The following is an 18,386-nucleotide window of genomic DNA, read 5'->3' on the forward strand; positions in this document are numbered from 1 at the left end:
TGTTATAACGTAACAAATTTACGTAATTCGCTCATTACCTATGTTGTACAGACCCTTTTCTTTAGCCATTAGCCTAATTTGTTTCACTGTTATTCTTGTTGGCATGACACTCACCAGTGGTCGATCTTTTATTGCAGATGCCTTCTCACTCGCTACTTACCCGCAGAACGACGACTACACGGTAAAAATCACCCCGTTTAATACCAAGCTTTTACTTGATTCAGATCTTGAATCGGTATCAGAGCTCAACATGGCCAATGTTGAACGTATTCATTACCGTATTCAATTCGGTGACTCGTTAAGTACGATTTTCGAAACACTGGCCCTGCCGCTCGCAACGATACCTGAACTGTTGTCGGCGGATATCTCAGATTTAAAGCTCGATAATCTTGTGCCAAAGAAGCGCTTAGAGTTTGTTGTCGATAGGTCAACAAGTCAGCTTATCGCACTGACTTATCACCATAGCCTGGTTGAACGATCAGTCTATTCTCGTATCAGCAATGATGAAGAACCAAACCAAACACGGTTTCATTATGACTTCATAGAAGAGCAGGGGCAGTGGAAGCCACGTATGTACATAGGCGAAATTGTTGGAAGTTTCTCTGTATCTGCCAATAAGCAAGGGTTGAGCTCTCGCCAAATCGCAACCATTAGTCGTGTTATGGCTGAAAAAATTAATTTTTCCCGTGATTTAAGGCGTGGAGACAAGTTTGAAGTATTGGTGAATGAACAATATCTAGGCTCGTATTCAACTGGAAACTCCGAGATACAAGGTGTCCGCTTTTATATAGGTAAAGATGTTGTGTCCGCCTTTTTAGCGCGAGATGGTCGATTCTATGATCGTGACGGAAACAGCTTAGAGCAAGCTTTCAATCGATACCCTGTTGCCAAAGAATATCGCAGGATCACATCGCCTTTTAATCGCGACAGAAAGCACCCAGTTACGGGAAGAGTCTCACCTCATAATGGTACCGATTTCGCGACGCCGGTAGGGGCGCCAATCTACTCGACAGGGGATGGTAAAGTGTTGGCACTAAGGAAGCACCCATACGCGGGAAAATACTTAGTGATTGAACACAATAGTATTTATACCACACGTTACCTACATCTAAGCCGCTTTCTCGTTAAGAAGGGCGATGTAGTTAAGCGCGGGCAGAAAATTGCGTTGTCTGGTGATACCGGTCGTCTAACGGGTCCGCATCTTCACTTTGAGGTGCTAGTGCGCAATCAGCCCGTTGATCCGATGCGGGTAGATTTGCCATTGGCACAATCGCTAGCCGATAAAGAGCAGGACTCATTTTCGATGCTGATCGCCACTTTTGACGATGTCTCTTCACAGCAATGGCAGCGTCGTGGCGACGATCTGGCGGCTCGACATGCTTCTTAGTATGGGGCGCATACATAGGATGATTGGTCATCGAAAACATCGTGCAATAAAGCTCGTTCGGTTATTTTTGTTAGTGATGGTGCTGTCACCATTTTGCTACGGTCATCCACACTCTTGGATAAGCCATACCTTAACTATTCATGGAGAAGGTACTCGTGTAGATAGCCTCGAAATGGAGTGGGTGTTTGATCCTTTTACCAGTGCTTATGCATTGGATGGCGACTTTTCTATCTTCGAGAGTGAGGAGCGTGCATCACAAGAAGCACGGCGTTTAATGTCGAATTTGCTTAATACCCATTATTTTACCTATCTGTATCTGAATGGTGAGCCACTTAAGTTTCGAATACCTACATCGTACTCTTTAAAAAAGCGTGGTAAGAGAATGGTATTGGTATTTTTGCTTCCGCTTTCTAAATCAGTTGAACTTTCCACGCAGAGCTTGGCTATTCAGACTTATGACAACACCTACTTTATTGATATTGCGTGGAAATCTTCACGGGCGATCAAGCTAGATTCGAGTGTCGCTTCTCAATGTCACGTCGGCTTAGCACAGCCCTCGCCATCGCAAGACATTCAAAATTACGCCATGTCGCTCGCAAGAGACAGCGAAGAAGATGCGGATCTGGGCCAGCACTTTAGCCAAACGGTGAGTATCTATTGTGGTAAATAATCGACATCGAATTAAGTTTGCTTGCACGATAGTGCTTTTAAGCGTGTTGCTGATAGGTGGACTGTATTGGATTGCCGAGAACTGGGTTTACCTGCGTTGGAGTTTTCAATCGCTGCAACGGACGTTGTTAGAGCACCTCACTGACGCCCTTGAAGTGAATCAGCCAGAAGAAGGGGAGCAATGGTTCAGCGTAAGTGGCTGGAGTGGCTCACAATGGTGGGTGGTTCTTGCGGTTTGTGGCTACGGTTTTGTTCACTCACTGGGTCCTGGTCATGGTAAGTCGGTATTGCTTATTGCTATGCACGCCTCTAAACCGACGCTACGCCGGATAGCGGGTTTTGCTTTGGCAATCAATGTCGTGCAGGGTCTTAGTACTTGGCTGGTGGCATCTGCCTTGCAGTGGGTTTTAGTCTTAGGGTTTAAAGACACCATAACGTTAGTGGGCAATCTTAATCAGTGGGTTGGTGCAGGGATGCTCGCAATCGGGCTATTTGGCGTACTTAAACGAGTGGTATTTTTGTTGAGGCAAAGCGATCAAGTAAAGCAGATTGAACCGTCCATGCTATTTACTAGCAGAGCGTCCAATATTTCGTCGTCCTATTGGGTGATGCTGGTTGTGGCGCTTCGGCCATGTCTAAGTACTAGCCTGATATTTCTCTATACCGCTATGTGGTTCGAACAATCCATTGCAAACCTATTGTTAATTGCCAGTTTTGTGGGCAGTTTTTTATCTTTGCTGTTGGTCTCTATTTTAGCGCTAAGTCTCCAACGCCGTTTTGTCGTTCAAACTAAAGACAACGGGGCAGAGTCACCAGCGCATAAAAACTGGCAAAGTATAACCGTGCTAGCAATTAACCTATTTTATATGGGGTTAGGCTGGACATTGTTGGCAAATGCAAAGGTGACAATGTCACCGATATTCTAGTGGTATGATTTAGAGGCAGTGCGTTACCTAAAGGCGCGGATTTGTCTCGAGAGACAGGGCGGGCGAATACAAAAACGCTCTCATGAAAGAGAGCGTTTTATTGAGTGACTTTTGAGCGGATAGTGGTAATAACTAGCGCTTATTCTTCAAATAGCGCTTACGGCGTTCTTCTTTTTTCTTAATTTTCGCTTCTGTCTTACGAGCTTCTTCAATCTCGACTTCAATCAACTCTTTGGTGATCATTTCAGGCAGCTCAAGCGTAATTTGTCCAAGCGTGCCACTGCGTAGCTCATGCAACAAAATCTCAGAAGCTTTGTGAAGATTGACACGACCACCGGATTGCAGCGCACCACGCTTCTTACCAATCAACTCCATGAGTTCTAGGTCAGATTCTGGTAGCTCTTCATCAATCTGGTAGCGCTCTTTAAGTCGCTCTGCATAGTATTGCGCAAGGTATTCAACTGTATAAAAGGCCACTTCATCGTATTCAATCGCGGTATCTTTTACTGCGCCAGTTGCCGCAAGGCGGAATCCACTGTGCGGGTTTTCCACTTTTGGCCACAGTACTCCTGGGGTATCAGATAGCACGACCCCATTTTGCAGGTTGATTCGTTGCTGGCGGCGAGTAACCGCAGGCTGGTTACCAGTTACGGCAATAGTGCGACCCGCCAGGCTATTGATGATGGTGGATTTACCCACGTTAGGGATACCCATGATCATGGTGCGAATGTTTTTACCAATCGCTTCGCGATTTGGAGCCAGCTTTCGACAAAGCTCAAGGATTTGCTGCACTTCATGCTGATTACTGGTGGTAATCGCAATGGCTTTCACGCCTTGCTCTTTTTCTAAGTGCTCGATCCAAAGCTCGGTTTTTTCTGGATCGGCTAAGTCACGTTTGTTCAACACTTTAACGACTAAGCTTATCGCCTCTTAGGCTCGCGATCGTTGGGTTCTCACTACTAAAAGGGATTCGAGCATCAAGGACTTCGATGATGACATCGACTTGCGGAATCACTTCCTCAATTTCTTTAAGTGCCTTGTGCATGTGGCCCGGAAACCATTGAATGGACATGAATGAAACCCTCAGTGTTAAATTTTTTGCCCATTTTAGGGGGATCGTAGAGATAGTAAAGGGCTAGCGGTGTTTGATTGCCATTTATTGCTAAGAAAAATCTAGTAGAGGCTTTGTCTGTGATGTTGAGATACGCCTCGTATTTCGAGTTAAAACAGGCGATTGAAGGGAACTGTATACTTTTGTTCTGCTTTGTTGAGTTGTAATGAGCTGTAATAACCCTTTCGTTCCTCTTGTATTAGTTTTTGAAGATAGTTTTTAAAAAAGTAGCAACCGATAAAGGAATGACCATGAGTCAACAATCAAACCACATGAGTGTTAATGAGCAAGATGGGTTCTCTGCCAAAGGGATGCAGAACATTCCAGTCTTAGAAACATGGAAAGGCGGGGTTGAGCGGTATAGCACAGAGGACGAGCTTAATACGCGACTGAAGAAAAAACCTTCGCTAAGGGTTGCGCTAAAACAGTCGGAAACGGTTTAACCCTTTTAACTAACTGAGATAGGTAAGATTATGAAAATGTGCAATTTTAGTTTGTTGATTGCGGTTTCGATTGGTTTAGTAGCTGGCAGTACCCATGCCGCGGATACTATAGAACAGCAAAAAATAGACAGTAGCTTGATAGGAGAAAGGATACTGGCGATGGAGGCAAAGGGTCTACTTGATTTGATTCCGTATCAAACGGGATCCGAACTCGTTTATCCTGAACCTGTAGCGGATAGTGTTAACGGTGCTGTGAATTTGCAGCAAGGGTGGACACTAGCATCACAGCAAGAATTTTACTATACCACCCAAGGTTCCCAGATCCTTCCATATAAGTGGTATTTACACTTAGAGCAGAGTGACAGCGTGGCGCTTTTTCGCAGTGATGCCAATATTCAACAATATGGTTATATCGCGAGTGAGGCAAGCGAACTGAATCCGGATGGTTTAAGTGTTGGCTTTGCAAAAGATGTGGGTAGCGATGGAAAAGCGTGGGTGGGGTTAACCTGTGCAGCCTGTCATACAACGGAAGTTACCTACCAAGATTTGCGAATGCGGATTGATGGTGGGCCGACAATGGCGGATTTTCAGACATTTAATGTCGATTTGGTGGCTGCACTAACCGCAACGTTAGCTGATCCTGAAAAATTTTCCCGCTTTGCTGACAACATGTTGCTAGACAAGAATACATCAAGCTCCGAACAAGCGGCATTAAAGAAGGCGTTGCAGGAACAAATTGTCGTATTGAGTAATCGTAACATGATCAATGTCCCTAACGACCAACAAGTACCCTACGGTTATGGAAGGCTAGACGCGATCGGTGCGATTTTCAATCAAGTTTTGAGTGTTTTTACTGCTGAGCCGACGAATGCTCGCCCAGCAAATGCGCCAGTCAGTTACCCCTTTATCTGGGGGACGCATCAGTCTGATTATGTTCAGTGGACGGGATTTGCGCCTAACGGGCCGTTAAGTATTGGAGCTTTGATTCGAAATGGTGGCGAGGTACTTGGGGTTTATGGAAAAATCGATATCAATAGCCAGAGTCATGGGCTTGGCTATAGTAGCTCGATAGACTTTAACGGATTGGGCCTATTAGAAGCTCGCGTTGCGCAGCTGAGATCCCCACAATGGCCGAGTGAAGCAAAGTTAGCGGCATTCCAGATTGATACAGACAAAAGCCAAGCAGGGAAAGCTCTGTATGATAAAGAATGTGCAAGTTGTCACACTACTGTTGCGCGTGCTGACGAAGGGCAAAATTACCAAGCCGTGTTAACGCCGCTTTCGGAAATACAAACCGACTCTCAAGAAATCTTAAACTTAGTGGCGTTGAGAAACGCTGATAACTACCAAGGTCGTAAAGAAGCAATCGTGGCGGGGCCAACGATAGGGTATACCACTCTTGGTCTTAATCCGTTGGTGAATTCTGTGGTTGGTAGTGCTATCGATCAACTTGAAGATGCCGCACGAGCCGCATTCGTACAGTATATGGGAGGCAAGTTAGCGGCTAATGAGAACAACGGAATTAACGTATCTGATAAAGATAAAGCACTCCAGCAAGCAGAAGTGGTCGCTGAGTTTGCGGCTCTCAAAGATGCTTATGGTGAGCTCATTAAGGTGTATAAAAGGTGTGAGGCGTATCGAGCTGGTTCAACTAAATGTTCTCAAGCGCTTGAGCTCACGATTAAATTGGTGAAAGGCAAGGCGCTAGCCAAAGATATAGACAGTCAAATAACCCAGTTTTTTGAGTCCCAAAAACCGAGTCCAGTTAACGAAGAAGTCCTAACAGGACAGGTATATAAAGCACGGCCACTTAATGGTATTTGGGCAACGGCTCCGTATCTACATAATGGGTCAGTATTGAGCTTGATGGAGTTGCTTACTCCGCCAAAAGAACGTTTAAAAACATTCTACGTAGGAAGTCGCGAACTTGATCCTGTTAACGTGGGTTTCGTCAATGAACAAACGGAGCACTCTTCACTGCTTGATACGTCTTTGTTGGGTAATAATAATCAGGGCCATGTGTATGGCACACAACTGTCCGTTCAAGAAAAGCAAACGTTAGTGGAGTATATGAAAACGTTGTAACGAAATACTTACTCGTAGCGGTACGCCTATCGTTGACAATGCTCAGTATTAAATGAGCATTGTCTTTTTCATCGATCTCACTTTTTAGTTTGTGAGTTGAAGAAAACAGATTCACAGTAAAAGAATAATAAGGCCCCTAACCAATAAAGACCCACCACCGAATGCATTTGATGGGTCTTAAGCCTATTTTATTGGCAAACCGTACTCCAGCTGTTGTCGCTGCCGGGTATGGTTTGAGTCCAGTATTTGGCTTGGTAGATACTGTCTTGATACACCATTTTATCACCACTGCTTGCGTGACTCGGGTTACCTTGCCAGTCTAGCTGTGGCCAATTTGGATAGACATTAATACTGGTAACGTCGCAAGTACCACCTCCGTTTCCACCACCATTTCCCCCACCAGTATTGCCATCGACTTCACCCGTCACTTTAAGCGTGACAGAAGAGAAGCTTGAGTAACCTTTTAACATGACAAAGTAAGTATCGGACGTTGGAGTAGTGTATTGGCATGACTCTGCGTTACCGCTTTTATAAGGGCGGCAATCATAGCGAGTTGAGCTGGCTTTTTGACCCGGGTTAACATAAAGATCGACGTCGCCAGAACCGCCACTGGTAGAAATAGACAGGTTTTTGGTTCCTGCTGGCACAGGGATAGAGAAGTGAATCTCCGCAGACGATGAACCCGCTAGCCCAGACTTGGTTTCGCCGATGGCTATTTCCTTGGATGTTGGGGGATCAACTGGGCCGCCATTACCAGAATCAATAATGCTGAGTCCGTTGGTTGCTTTGCTTAGAACAAGGGAGTCTCCTATGTCACTGGCTGACCACCACTGAATACTTCCGGGCAGCATTAATGGGTCGAGGTCTCGCTGTGATTTCGTTAGTGTCTCTGCGCCTGAGCTAAATTGTGCGGTGCGAACCGTGAGTTTTTCTTGCGTGACACTGATAACTTTAAACTGCTGGATACTGGCAAAATCGATTGTCCAACTTTTAGGATCATTGGCGGAACGAGCAGGTGCACCCCAACTACCTTCACCAACATAGACGGTCCCACCCGTTGTCGTGCTAGTAAAGCCAATACCAGAGGGCTTCAGCGCTTGTGTGATTTTATTGATATGAGTGTCAGACTCAACCACAAGGTTAACCCCATGATTGTAGAAAAGCTGTGCCCACCAACTCACCAGAATGGTGTTGTCTGACTTTCCGGTGTAATGGGGATACATGGGTTTGTGGTACTGCGCCATTCTCCATTTTGCTGAGCTAAGCATTTATCGATAAGTCTTGTGAAAGCCACTGGTTCATGCTGTTGGCATGGCTAGACCAGCCACTATTTTTAAATTGACTATTGAGCGTGTAGACCCGTAGCAATGGCGAGATATTAAATGCGCCGAACGTGTCTTTGGCATCACAGTAATTATCACTATTATAATCTACGCCAAATACCTGACATAACGTGTTGTAATTGCGATCTTCGTGATTACCATGAGTGGCGATAAATGGGTAGATGCGTTTGTAAGCCGTGCCTTCGATAACATCATTTGAAAAGGTGAGTTGCCAATCCGACAAATACTCAGACATTTCACTGGCGGTGTTGGCATTGGTGTAATCGCCGCCATGCATAATAAAAAGAGGTCTTATTTTGGCAACGAGCTGGTTGCCTTTGCGTCTTGTCGTCCAACCGGTTCGAGTGTCTCCTCCCGCTATCACCGTATAAGGGCTGTTATCGGTAGGGGCAGTTTTGAACCACAGCCTTTCACCACAGCCACTGCTTGAACAGACACGATAGTAAACGGGAGAGTTGGCGGGCAGTGAAGAGAGGGTGACAAACTCGCTTTCTAGCGTGTTGTCGAAGGTTGTTGAGGTATGAGGAGACTTTGACTGCCAATTTTGTTCATTGGGCGAAAATCCATAAGTAACATAGTACTCGGCGTTGGTGGTGGGCGTGTAGCCAATTGTGGCTTCAAATTGAGGGGAGTTATCCCAAATGAGTCGGTGGTAGATCGCCTCCGCGTTGGCTGAGGAGGAGAGGGTGAATATGATAATAGTAGCAAGGTAAAATAGCCCCTTCATTGTCGTTTCCTTATTGTTTTTAGCTAACTGAGCGTGTTGGTTGTTTAGGTTAATAGTTAATAGTTAATAGTTAATAGTTAATAGTTAATAGTTATTAGCGAACCGCTAATAGGTGATCGTTAAGTGCGAGGTATCGTCAGAGACTAATATGACGAAAGCCGCATTTTGGTATGGCAGTCGTAAGTCGTTATTATTAAAGAAGTTGACGCTTCTCGCGCCTTTGCCATGGCGGGAATAAATAGCGTCTAGCTTTGGTTCCTTAGTTGCACTCCAGTAATCCCCAGATAGGATGAAAGGAAAGAAATCAGTATCGATCGTTGCCGTTCCTATTCTATGGCGGGAGGTCCTAATGGAATTGAGTTCGTGATAGGTAGGGAGTCGCCATCGTGTCGCGCCACATAATTGTTCGTTATTGGTGGCATCGACTAAATCTTGGGTATCACATTGCTGCCCAACTAAGTGGCAATCCCCCTTATTGGATGCACCTTGTATTTTGGTTGTCCCTTTCGGCATTTGTGTGCTTTTTAGGTCGGACTCAAATGGATTGGAATTGATTAACCATGAGTAGGTCCAATTAGCATGATGCACTCCTTCATCATCGGTTTTTTCTCCCAAAGTAGCTTAGTTTTTTGGTCATAAATGCATGACCAAGGGCCTTGCCAAGGCGAGACAAATAAACCGTTGAGTGAGATTTTAGAATATCGAGTTGATGCGGGTTCGCTAGGTCGTTGATGAGGAAATACGAATAGTCCTATTACGACGAAGACGAATAATAGCAGTGAGCTTAAGATTCGAAGTTTCATAGCGGGAGCACCAATTGTATTGGTTTTTGGTGCCGAGTATGGCCGATCTGACTCCGATCAAACGCAGCAACCCACATGCACACCGTACCGTGGAAGGGAAGATCGGTTTGAGAGCCTGTTTGTTTTTTCCGCGCCATTTCTAACGACCATACTCCGTCGTTCCAAGTCGCGAATGCACGAACATCGCCACGATCGCCTTCAAACTGATTAGATTGTAAAATGACGGACGGTAGGAATGTGCCTTCGGGGTAGTGGTCGTTTTGTGGTTTGTAAGGTTCGCTGCCAAACCATGTGAGGGATTGTGCTGAAGAAAAGGAAGCGGTAGGCAGCCTTTTAGGTATGATGTGCTCAGTTTGAAACCATTGCCAGTTCATCGTGTATCCGCCGCTCTCTTTTGCATCGCTGTAGTAGCCTGCTGTGTATCGTTTTTGTCCCGCCCTTGGCGCTAATGCAGGACCGATATGGCTATCATCGGCTTGAACCATTGGATTGGTTCTAACGGCTTTCCAGTGCCACAGATCTTTTAGATCTCCGCTTGTGTAGTGATAGCCTTTGCCATGCCAGTTGGCTGGTGCATGGTGTAAGGGTTTTGGTCCCAGCTTGACACTTCCATCGGCCCCATATCCGCATGATTGAGAGAACATGACGGCAAACTTGTCTTCGTAAAATCTCGACTCTTCAAAGGTATCGAATTGGCTTTGCTTTACCTTCCAGCGGCCATTTGTTTTCACGAGCGGGAGGTGTTCAAGGCTTTGAGATGGGTCTTGCCAAGTAAAATAAAAAATCAGCTCTTCAGAGTTGTAGGCGGCTTGGACGCTAATTTCTGTTTGACCATTTTGGAAATTGTCGCCGCTTAGGTGGTCTGAACTTTCAAAATGGGTGAGTTATCCCAAAAATTCTCAGACTTCACGCCATCAACAACAAATAAAGATTGATTGTTGATTTCCAAAGCGTTGAGTTTATAGAAGGGTGGTTGGAAAAATAGGGTGTAGAAAAGTAACAGCGAAAGGACAATGACACTGGTGGTAAAGCTAAGGAGACGAAGCGTAAGCCCACGAGTAGGCGTGGGGAGTAGCCAATGAACGCTGTTTTTTCCTAGCTGAATGACATAGATCCAACTGTGTAGTACTAAGTAGCTGATAATGCCAATAGCGGAGTATAAATGTAGGCGTGAGGTCTGGATTAGAGCTGTGTCAAGGTAGTGGAACCAACCGGACAAAATGGTTAGCAGCAAAACCGTGATGCCATAATATCGTGTGAGTCGATGGTAGCGACTGGGTGTATGAGTATCACGACGACGATGTTGGTAACTTCTCCATTTGAAAGTCGCGTAGACAGCGGACAATATTGATAAGCATGAGGCTGAAAGGAAGTGCCACGTGTAGACATCTCCTTGAAGTAGAACGGGGGATAAAAATTGCCATTGTTCTTCCGTCATGAGTGTAAATCTAATTCCACTTGTTAGGCTTATTAGGATGGACAGCACCGTGACTAAATGGAGGCATCTGATGACTTGTTTGGATGGTAGCCAAAAATGGGTGTTCATGCGCCGGACTCTTGAAAAATTTCATGAACTATAGGTAGTGGTTAGGATGTTGTAGGTTTTAGTTACAATAAGGGGAAGGGAATGGCCAAACTTTGCGACGTATTTCGAGGTTTTAATGCGATATCTATGCAGAGAAAGTTGGGTAAATTGAGGGGTAAGCTGCTTTTGTGTGGATTTTTTAGAATTGAACGGAGACTAATGGGTAGAACGGGTAGTAGAGGAAGAGGTCGCGAGGAAAGGATAAGTGCTATATGGTTTTGTTTTTTAGGCTAGATTAAATACAAAGTCCCTCTTTGCAAGGGACTTTGGGAATATATCAATTCAATGGTCTATACGTTTAAATCGTATAATACGTACCAGAGTAGGTCTGAATTAATAAGGACTAGTCTTTTACACGCTCTAATACAGACGCATCAGTATGAGCAAATACACCACTGTAGATTTTTAGCATAGTAGATTGAGAGTAAGTGAGTTTGTCACCCTCAATATTTAGATTCATAGTAAAGTCAGTCGTACTTGCATTTTCAGTCATAAAATTAGACTCAGCAACACCACGGCCTGACATCTTTAATGTCATGTTATTTCCGGCAGGGCCTTCTGCTGTTACACACGTTGTTCTTGGTACACAGAAAGAGTTGTAAACAATTTGGTTTTCTTGGTCGTAAATAAAATAACCGCGTTGGTCATGGAATTTAGAATCGTCTTTTTTTCTGAATACTTCTTGCTTGTAATAAAGGGCAACAAGTGTTTGTTTACTAGCGTTCACAGCGTCAGCGGCCACTTCGAATGTCATGACCTCATAAAATGGAGTCACAGCTGGAGCGCCTTTACCCTGTGGTGTGCCAGCTTGAGCAGGAGACATATCAACACCGCTCGGTTTCTGCTGTTTTCCATGTGCCTACAAGTTGCGCTAATGGGCCAAAGTCTAAACCGTTAATTACCGTATGAGCGGCGTAAGATGACATAGGCGTTAATGCTAAAGATGTTAAGGCTAAAGTTGTTGCTAATTTCATTTTTACTTCCTGTATGTTTTATTTACTTCGTTGTTATGTCGGTATAATAGATTGTTAATTTGCTTTAGAAATTAATCGAAATCAATTTATTTTCAAAAGAACAATAAAAAAATGAAAATATACATTGGAAAATGTTGCGGGATGTAAGTGCTATTGTGAAATACATTAATCTGAGGTATGGTGCTGGTGGTGTTTATTTGCGTTGATTATAGGTCGATGTGATTGGATTATAGTAAATAACTGATATAACTAACATTAATAAGTGGTGGCGCGAACGCGTTTCTGAATGTATCGTTTCACTTATGTGAGTGTTATGCCTGATTTCAGATAATAAGTGAAAGGTCAAACCTGAGCACTTGGGATAAAAAATAGGCCATATTTTCATAGGGGGAAAAGTATGGCCTAAGCGGCTTAATGTGCAGAGCTAGCGTTAATTAAAGTGCTCTGCAAGCTGAAGGTTAAGTAAAGAGTTTCCCGTCAACGATGACGGCTTCGGTTTGGTAGTGTTCATCTAGGATAGTTGCTGCGGCGATATACTCAGGCTTAAGGTAGCCAAGAGTTTGTTCACTTTGTAATGCGTGAGCTGGGTAGGTTGATGCCATCTTAAATACTTCGCACTCATCAATACCCCAACTAATGGCATAGGCGACGGACTGGTCCATGCCAATATGAGCCCCAGCCAAACTGCCATTGGCATTGACTAGCTGATTATCAACAACCCGAATTACTTCGTCATTTAGGACAAAATAGTCGTCGCTACTACCCACCGTTGCCATGGCATCCGTCACTATTACTAACTTTCCTTTTGGTTTTATTCGCTGCGCTAATTTCACACTCGTTGGATCGACATGAATACCATCGGTAATGATTGAGCACCAAGCGTGGTCTGTCATTAGTGCACTACCGACCACTCCAGGCTCGCGGCCAGTAAAAGGAGACATGGCGTTGTAGAGGTGAGTAAAGCCATTGATATAAGATAATGTGTCTGGATTTAATTGGCTTTGAGTCGCGTTGCTGTGCCCACACGATATAATAATGCCTTGCTGGGATAGCCACTCTATGGCTTCGTGGTTGACCTCTTCTGGTGCCAATGTGATGAGCACCTTGCCATGAGTTGGCCAAGTCAGCGCTTTTAATGACGAGACGCTAGGGTCATAGAAGTGGTGGCTGTCATGAGCGCCTTTTTTGTTGGGGCTCAGCCATGGGCCTTCTAAATGAACGCCTATCACACCGGTAATATTGGCATTAAGTGCGTCTTCGGTAGCGATTAAGGCTTGATTGATTTTATCTTGGCTGTCACTGATGAGGGTGGGTAATAAATACGCAGTGCCATGTTTTCGGTGAGCGTCACAAATGGTGCGAATACCGTCCGCGTCAGTGTCCTGATTGAACATGACCCCGCCACCCCCGTTGACTTGAAGGTCGATAAATCCCGGGGTGACCGTTGAATTCGGGTAGTGACTAATTTTCGCGTGGCTAGGGACAGAGGCGTTAGGTACGATACCAATAATGCGCTGGTTCTCCCAAAGTAAGGCAGAATCCAAGTGCATGGTTTCGCCATCAAAAATGCGGTGAGCGGAAATAGCGTGTAGTGTCATACGGAATCCTTGTCTCTTTGCTAATATTGCGTCTGGTCGGCATTCTACTCATTGACAGTATGGTATGTGTCAGCGAAATTGTATGTTCTAGTCAAAAAGCGCAGCAGCGCCCAGTAAGCAGGCGTCATGGTTGCCTTTTGCTTTGGTGATAGTGACTTGAAAGACCGCGGGTTTGTTTGCTATGTAGCGCCTTATCCTTTCAATATAACCATCAGCAAGGCCAACCCCGCCACCAATGACGATAATATCTAAGTCTAGGCTCGCTTTTAAATTGCTGCATACGGTGGCGATGGCTTGCGCGCTACTGTCAATAATAGCGTTAGCTTGTGTGTCGTGGTGAGCTCGTTGGAATAATTCAACATTAGTGATACAAGCCGATATTTGTTGGCTAGCAACCTTTTGTATTGCGGTGCCGGAGGCTAGGGCTTCAACACAGCCTTGTAGACCACATCCACATAAAGGCCCGTTTGGGTCAACAACCATATGACCAATATGTCCCGCGAAATTGTTGTGGCCTCGATGGAGCTTTCCATCGATGATGAGTCCACCGCCAACACCAGTCGATACTGTGAGGTATGCCATATTGTGAGCGCCATGACCAATATGTAAATACTCATACCAAGCGGCGGCTTGCGCGTCGTTTAGCATGAGCGTTGGTTTATTGGTCGCCTTTTCCAATGCTTGCTGAAGGGGAAATGGGGTAGGGAAGGCGAGTGTGTCGGGGTTGATGGCGCTGATACCTTGCTCGGTGACTAGGCCTGTTGTCGACACGCCGATTTTATCCACCTCGTTAAGCCACGTTTGGCAGTGTTCGAGAATGTAGCCAGCAAACTGCTCTGCTGAAAGCGCACGGGTGGTAGGAATCTGTATTCGTTCGTCAAGTTGCCCGTCTTTAATCAATCCCAGAGCAATCTTTGTGCCCCCAATATCTATAGCAAGGGTGTTCATTAGTGTACCTCGGCAGCGCGCGTAGCTTGATTAAACCAACCAGTCACGACTTCTAGTCTTGTGAGGGCAGAACCAACGGTGACTGCCGTGGCGCCGCATTCAATGGCCTTGGCGGCGAGTTCTGGTGTGTTATATCGACCTTCCGCCATTGTAAAGAATCCCGCCTGCGAAAACTGTCTAACAAGTTCAAAATCTGGCTCAGTAGGTTCGACGTCACCGACATAACCCGATAGGGTAGAACCAATGATTTCAACACCATGCTCATGAGCCCAGCGCCCATCTTCAAAGCAGGCGCTATCTGCCATCGCAAAGCAGCCCGATTTTTTGATAGTAGCGATAATGGATTCTCTGCTTTCTGGTCTTGGTCTGTCGGTGGAGTCAAAGGCAATAATGGTCGCGCCAGCCTCGGCCAATGCGGTCACATCACTGCAGTATGGCGTGATTCTTATCGAGCTATCGACTAGGTCTCGCTTCACAATTCCAATGATTGGTATACCCACGTGAGCCGAAACCGCTTTAACATTACGGACACTTTCAATTCTTAACGCTCGAGCCCCTGCTTGTTCGGCGGCTTGAGCCATCGCCACCACAATCTCGGTTTTAGCAAGCGGGCTGCCATCTACAGGTTGTATAGAAACGACAGTCTGTCCGTTAAGAATTCCTTTTAAATCATTGATGTTAATCGCTTTATCTCTCACGGTGGACCTCTCAAATCAAGTGTTACTACAAAAAAATGTAAATGGACAAGGGCACTAGATGAGTACTTTGAATGTTATCTGGTTCGAATATCTGCCCGTGATCACATTTTGTTAAATCTAGGTTTGAAAATAATCTTCACCGCTATGATAATCCATAACGAAGATTTTTTTCAAACAAAATAAAATTTTTTTTGAAAGTGGTGAAATCAGGTAGAAAATAAATATAAGGGAACAATATGAAAGCCATGAACAAAATTACCATCGCGATGCTGACACTCGGATTTGCAGTTTCAGCACAAGCAGCAACAACACTAAAAATGGGTATGCAGGCGTCGGTTGGATCGGTTGAGTACACGTCAGCTAAATTGCTTGCCGATACCATTGAAGAGCTTAGTGATGGTGAATTGAAACTATCACTTTTTCCAAGCGCACAGCTTGGTGATGACCGAGCAATGTTGCAACAGTTAAGCATGGGCGATTTGGACATTACTTATGCAGAGTTTGGGCGAATGGGTCTTTGGATCCCACGAGCTGAAGCTGTTACGTTGCCTTACGTCGCTAAGGATTACGAGCATCTGCGCCGTATGTTTGAATCGGACTTTGGACAAGGCATCCGTGAGGAAATGCTGACTAAATTTAACTGGCGTGCTTTGGACACATGGTACAACGGTACTCGTGAAACCACATCAAACCGACCATTGGAATCGATCAGTGATTTTAAAGGATTGAAACTTCGTGTTCCAAATGCCAAACCAAATTTGAATTACGCGAAGCTGTCTGGCGCCTCTCCAACACCCATGGCGTTCTCTGAAGTGTATTTGGCACTGCAAACCAATGCGGTAGATGGTCAAGAGAACCCACTTCCAACAATTAAAACGATGAAGTTTTACGAGGTTCAAAAGAACCTAGCCATCACTAATCATATTGTTAACGATCAAATGGTGATCATTTCAGATACGACATGGCAGAAGTTGTCTGATGCAGAGCGTAATGTTGTCACTGAAGCCGTAGCAAAAGCGGGGGCTGCGCATACGGCTTCAGTGAAACAACAAGAAGCTGAATTGGTCGCTTTCTTTGAATCTGAAGGGGTTAACGTCACTTACCCTGATTTGGCACCATTCCGTCAAGCAATGGAGCCACTGTATTCAGAGTTTGAAGCAAAAATTGGTCAGCCGATTGTGAAAAAATTAGCCGGAATGTAAGGACTAAGCCTAAACAATAGGTCGCGATTTACTTTGGTTGTAAACAAGCTTGGCTGGCCATTAGGGGCCAGCCTTGGAGCTAAAAATGTTACGTAAGATTATTGATAATATAGAAGAAATTATAACGGTTCCTCTAATGGCGGTGTTGCTGGCAGTGTTGACGTGGCAAATAGGCACACGATGGCTGTTAAATGACCCATCCCTTTGGAGCGAAGAGTTAGCAAGGCTGCTCTTTATGTATATGTCGTTAATTGGTTGCGCATTGGCAATCAAAAGCGGGTCACACGTCAAAATCACATTTTTCTCGGATAAGCTTTCCTACAATACTCGCTTTGTACTGGCTTTCACTCTGGAACTGGCGGTTTTAGCTTCTATTTTCGCCATCGTCTACCTTGGTTATCAACACGTGCAACGTACCGCATTTTTTGAACTGATTACATTGGAAATATCCAGTAAATGGATGAACTACAGCTTGCCAGTGGGTGGGGCGTTTATGGTGGTTCGCCAAGTGGAAAAAATGGTTCAGCTCGTAAAGGATTTTCGTCGCAACGACGAAGTAGAGTGTGAGCAGAGCTCGCAAACAAGGGCTAGGTAGGATTCGATATGGCAGGTTCAATTTTTGGCTGGTTAGCCCTTCTTTTTGCAGGGATGCCAGTAGGCTTCTCACTCATTTTTGTCGCGCTGGTATTTTTGCTATTGACACAAAGTACCGGTATTAACTTCGCTGCTCAGCAAATGCTGGGGGGTATCAATAACTTTACCTTACTTTCTGTTCCGTTCTTTGTATTAACTGGGCACCTAATGAACAGTGCTGGTATTACAGAGCGAATTTTTAATTTCGCCAAATCTATGGTTGGCCACATTACGGGCAGCTTAGGGCATGTCAATATCATGGCAAGCCTGCTGTTTTCTGGAATGTCTGGTTCGGCTTTGGCCGACGCGGGTGGTCTTGGGCAGTTAGAAATTAAGTCAATGAGAGATGCAAAATACGACGACGATTTTGCTGGTGGACTTACGGCGGCATCATGCATTATTGGTCCCCTGGTGCCACCATCGGTTCCGTTAGTTATTTACGGTGTCGTGTCTAATACGTCCATTGGCGCATTGTTTCTCGCAGGTGCAATACCGGGTTTAATGTGCGCGGCATCGCTTATGATTATGAGCTATGTCATTTGTAAGAAACGCGGCTATATGACGCTACCTCGTGCATCTCGCCGAGACCAGTTTAAGTCACTTAAAGAAGCGTTTTTGTCGCTATTAACCCCCGTCATTATTATTGGCGGTATTTTCTCTGGTAAGTTCACACCAACAGAAGCGGCGGTTGTATCCTCTTTATATGCGCTATTTTTGGGTACGGTGGTATATCGTCAATTAACACTTTCTAGTTTTGTACATATTTTAAAAGAAACGGTTAACACCACAGCGGTAGTGGCTCTAATGGTGATGGGTGTAACGGTGTTTGGTTGGATTGTTGCGCGTGAGCAATTGCCACAAATGATGGCGGACTACTTCCTAACCATTAGTGATAACCCTCTGGTTCTATTGTTACTTATCAATTTACTCCTGCTGTTTTTGGGTACGTTTATTGAATCACTGGCACTATTGCTGTTATTGGTTCCCTTCTTAGTACCCGTCGCGGCCGCGGTCGGTATTGACCCGGTGCATTTCGGTGTCATGGCTATTTTGAATTTAATGATTGGTATTTTGACACCGCCGATGGGGATGGCTTTGTACGTCGTTTCGAAAGTCGGTGACATTCCATTCCACACGTTAACAAGAGGCGTTATTCCATTGTTGGTGCCTTTGTTTATTGTGTTGGCGCTGATTGCGGTGTTCCCTCAATTTACGTTGTTCCTACCAGAACTTATGTTGGGATACGGGCAGTAG

At 45.0% G+C, this 18,386-nt stretch carries 16 protein-coding genes and 2 pseudogenes; 8 read left to right on the plus strand and 10 right to left on the minus strand.

Features of this window, described 5'->3' with window-relative positions:
* Positions 1–103 precede the first annotated feature (103 nt).
* Genes AC0L66_RS22860 through AC0L66_RS22870 form a run of 3 tightly spaced genes read left to right on the plus strand, consistent with a single transcriptional unit; the run spans position 104 to position 2,982 of the window.
* Entirely contained in the window at positions 104–1,387 is a 1,284-nt protein-coding gene (locus AC0L66_RS22860; RefSeq protein ID WP_473570871.1) for a peptidoglycan DD-metalloendopeptidase family protein, read from the plus strand.
* A gap of 19 nt (positions 1,388–1,406) precedes the next feature.
* Positions 1,407–2,057 (plus strand): DUF1007 family protein, encoded by a 651-nt coding sequence (locus AC0L66_RS22865; protein ID WP_265673822.1) that lies wholly within the window; start codon positions 1,407–1,409, stop codon positions 2,055–2,057.
* The gene (locus AC0L66_RS22870; protein WP_473569536.1) at positions 2,047–2,982 is read left to right on the plus strand and encodes a hypothetical protein; all 936 of its coding nucleotides are present in this window, start codon (positions 2,047–2,049) and stop codon (positions 2,980–2,982) included. Before AC0L66_RS22865 ends, AC0L66_RS22870 begins: the two co-directional genes overlap by 11 nt.
* A gap of 132 nt (positions 2,983–3,114) precedes the next feature.
* Here the strand turns inward: AC0L66_RS22870 and ylqF are convergent.
* A pseudogene (ylqF, locus tag AC0L66_RS22875) lies at positions 3,115–4,054 on the minus strand (ribosome biogenesis GTPase YlqF).
* Between the two features lie 290 nt (positions 4,055–4,344).
* Here ylqF and AC0L66_RS22880 point away from each other — a divergent pair.
* Together AC0L66_RS22880 and AC0L66_RS22885 are read left to right on the plus strand one after the other, a co-directional pair.
* Positions 4,345–4,536: a hypothetical protein gene (locus AC0L66_RS22880; RefSeq protein WP_473569537.1), complete on the plus strand. Its 192-nt coding sequence runs from the start codon at positions 4,345–4,347 to the stop codon at positions 4,534–4,536.
* A gap of 30 nt (positions 4,537–4,566) precedes the next feature.
* Positions 4,567–6,621: a di-heme-cytochrome C peroxidase gene (locus tag AC0L66_RS22885; RefSeq protein ID WP_265673826.1), complete on the plus strand. Its 2,055-nt coding sequence runs from the start codon at positions 4,567–4,569 to the stop codon at positions 6,619–6,621.
* Positions 6,622–6,809: 188 nt separating this feature from the next.
* On the opposite strand, the gene AC0L66_RS22890 is transcribed toward AC0L66_RS22885, so the two are convergent.
* The 9 genes and pseudogenes from AC0L66_RS22890 to AC0L66_RS22930 form a co-directional block, all read right to left on the minus strand.
* Positions 6,810–7,865, minus strand: coding sequence for a cellulose-binding domain-containing protein (locus tag AC0L66_RS22890; RefSeq protein ID WP_473569539.1), 1,056 nt, complete (start codon positions 7,863–7,865; stop codon positions 6,810–6,812).
* Positions 7,866–7,881: 16 nt separating this feature from the next.
* Positions 7,882–8,691 (minus strand): metallophosphoesterase, encoded by an 810-nt coding sequence (locus AC0L66_RS22895; RefSeq protein ID WP_473569540.1) that lies wholly within the window; start codon positions 8,689–8,691, stop codon positions 7,882–7,884.
* A gap of 105 nt (positions 8,692–8,796) precedes the next feature.
* On the minus strand, positions 8,797–9,306 hold the full coding sequence (locus tag AC0L66_RS22900; RefSeq protein WP_473569542.1) for an Lcl C-terminal domain-containing protein: 510 nt from the start codon (positions 9,304–9,306) through the stop codon (positions 8,797–8,799).
* Between the two features lie 184 nt (positions 9,307–9,490).
* A complete protein-coding gene (locus tag AC0L66_RS22905) occupies positions 9,491–10,315 on the minus strand; it encodes an ethylbenzene dehydrogenase-related protein (protein ID WP_473570872.1) in 825 nt (274 codons plus the stop codon).
* Between the two features lie 32 nt (positions 10,316–10,347).
* Positions 10,348–10,932, minus strand: coding sequence for a hypothetical protein (locus AC0L66_RS22910; protein ID WP_473569543.1), 585 nt, complete (start codon positions 10,930–10,932; stop codon positions 10,348–10,350).
* A gap of 490 nt (positions 10,933–11,422) precedes the next feature.
* A pseudogene (locus tag AC0L66_RS22915) lies at positions 11,423–12,053 on the minus strand (heme-binding beta-barrel domain-containing protein).
* Between the two features lie 458 nt (positions 12,054–12,511).
* Complete coding sequence (nagA, locus tag AC0L66_RS22920; protein ID WP_473569545.1) at positions 12,512–13,651, minus strand: N-acetylglucosamine-6-phosphate deacetylase; 1,140 nt, start codon at positions 13,649–13,651, stop codon at positions 12,512–12,514.
* An 87-nt stretch (positions 13,652–13,738) separates the two neighbouring features.
* Positions 13,739–14,599: an N-acetylmannosamine kinase gene (locus tag AC0L66_RS22925; RefSeq protein ID WP_473569547.1), complete on the minus strand. Its 861-nt coding sequence runs from the start codon at positions 14,597–14,599 to the stop codon at positions 13,739–13,741.
* Positions 14,599–15,282, minus strand: coding sequence for an N-acetylmannosamine-6-phosphate 2-epimerase (locus AC0L66_RS22930; protein ID WP_428754418.1), 684 nt, complete (start codon positions 15,280–15,282; stop codon positions 14,599–14,601). Before AC0L66_RS22930 ends, AC0L66_RS22925 begins: the two co-directional genes overlap by 1 nt.
* A gap of 251 nt (positions 15,283–15,533) precedes the next feature.
* On the opposite strand from AC0L66_RS22930, the gene AC0L66_RS22935 reads away from it, so the two are divergent.
* From AC0L66_RS22935 to AC0L66_RS22945, 3 genes are all read left to right on the plus strand, one after another.
* Positions 15,534–16,499 carry a sialic acid TRAP transporter substrate-binding protein SiaP gene (locus AC0L66_RS22935; protein ID WP_265673834.1) on the plus strand — a complete coding sequence of 322 codons (966 nt, stop codon included), beginning with the start codon at positions 15,534–15,536 and terminating at the stop codon, positions 16,497–16,499.
* 73 nt (positions 16,500–16,572) lie between these two features.
* Positions 16,573–17,094, plus strand: coding sequence for a TRAP transporter small permease (locus AC0L66_RS22940; protein WP_473569549.1), 522 nt, complete (start codon positions 16,573–16,575; stop codon positions 17,092–17,094).
* Between the two features lie 8 nt (positions 17,095–17,102).
* The gene (locus AC0L66_RS22945) at positions 17,103–18,386 is read left to right on the plus strand and encodes a TRAP transporter large permease (RefSeq protein WP_265673836.1); all 1,284 of its coding nucleotides are present in this window, start codon (positions 17,103–17,105) and stop codon (positions 18,384–18,386) included.

This window comes from Vibrio sp. GJ43-1 (assembly GCF_055808835.1).

Excerpts from the sequence above, each read along its gene's own strand:
- AC0L66_RS22910 (WP_473569543.1), bottom strand. The coding sequence starts at position 10,932 with ATGACGGAAGAACAATGGCAATTTTTATCCCCCGTTCTACTTCAAGGA.
- AC0L66_RS22945 (WP_265673836.1), top strand. The coding sequence starts at position 17,103 with ATGGCAGGTTCAATTTTTGGCTGGTTAGCCCTTCTTTTTGCAGGGATG.
- nagA (WP_473569545.1), bottom strand. The coding sequence starts at position 13,651 with ATGACACTACACGCTATTTCCGCTCACCGCATTTTTGATGGCGAAACC.
- AC0L66_RS22935 (WP_265673834.1), top strand. The coding sequence starts at position 15,534 with ATGAAAGCCATGAACAAAATTACCATCGCGATGCTGACACTCGGATTT.
- AC0L66_RS22890 (WP_473569539.1), bottom strand. The coding sequence starts at position 7,865 with ATGGCGCAGTACCACAAACCCATGTATCCCCATTACACCGGAAAGTCA.
- AC0L66_RS22865 (WP_265673822.1), top strand. The coding sequence starts at position 1,407 with ATGATTGGTCATCGAAAACATCGTGCAATAAAGCTCGTTCGGTTATTT.
- AC0L66_RS22925 (WP_473569547.1), bottom strand. The coding sequence starts at position 14,599 with ATGAACACCCTTGCTATAGATATTGGGGGCACAAAGATTGCTCTGGGA.
- AC0L66_RS22895 (WP_473569540.1), bottom strand. The coding sequence starts at position 8,691 with ATGAAGGGGCTATTTTACCTTGCTACTATTATCATATTCACCCTCTCC.
- AC0L66_RS22880 (WP_473569537.1), top strand. The coding sequence starts at position 4,345 with ATGAGTCAACAATCAAACCACATGAGTGTTAATGAGCAAGATGGGTTC.
- AC0L66_RS22860 (WP_473570871.1), top strand. The coding sequence starts at position 104 with ATGACACTCACCAGTGGTCGATCTTTTATTGCAGATGCCTTCTCACTC.
- AC0L66_RS22885 (WP_265673826.1), top strand. The coding sequence starts at position 4,567 with ATGAAAATGTGCAATTTTAGTTTGTTGATTGCGGTTTCGATTGGTTTA.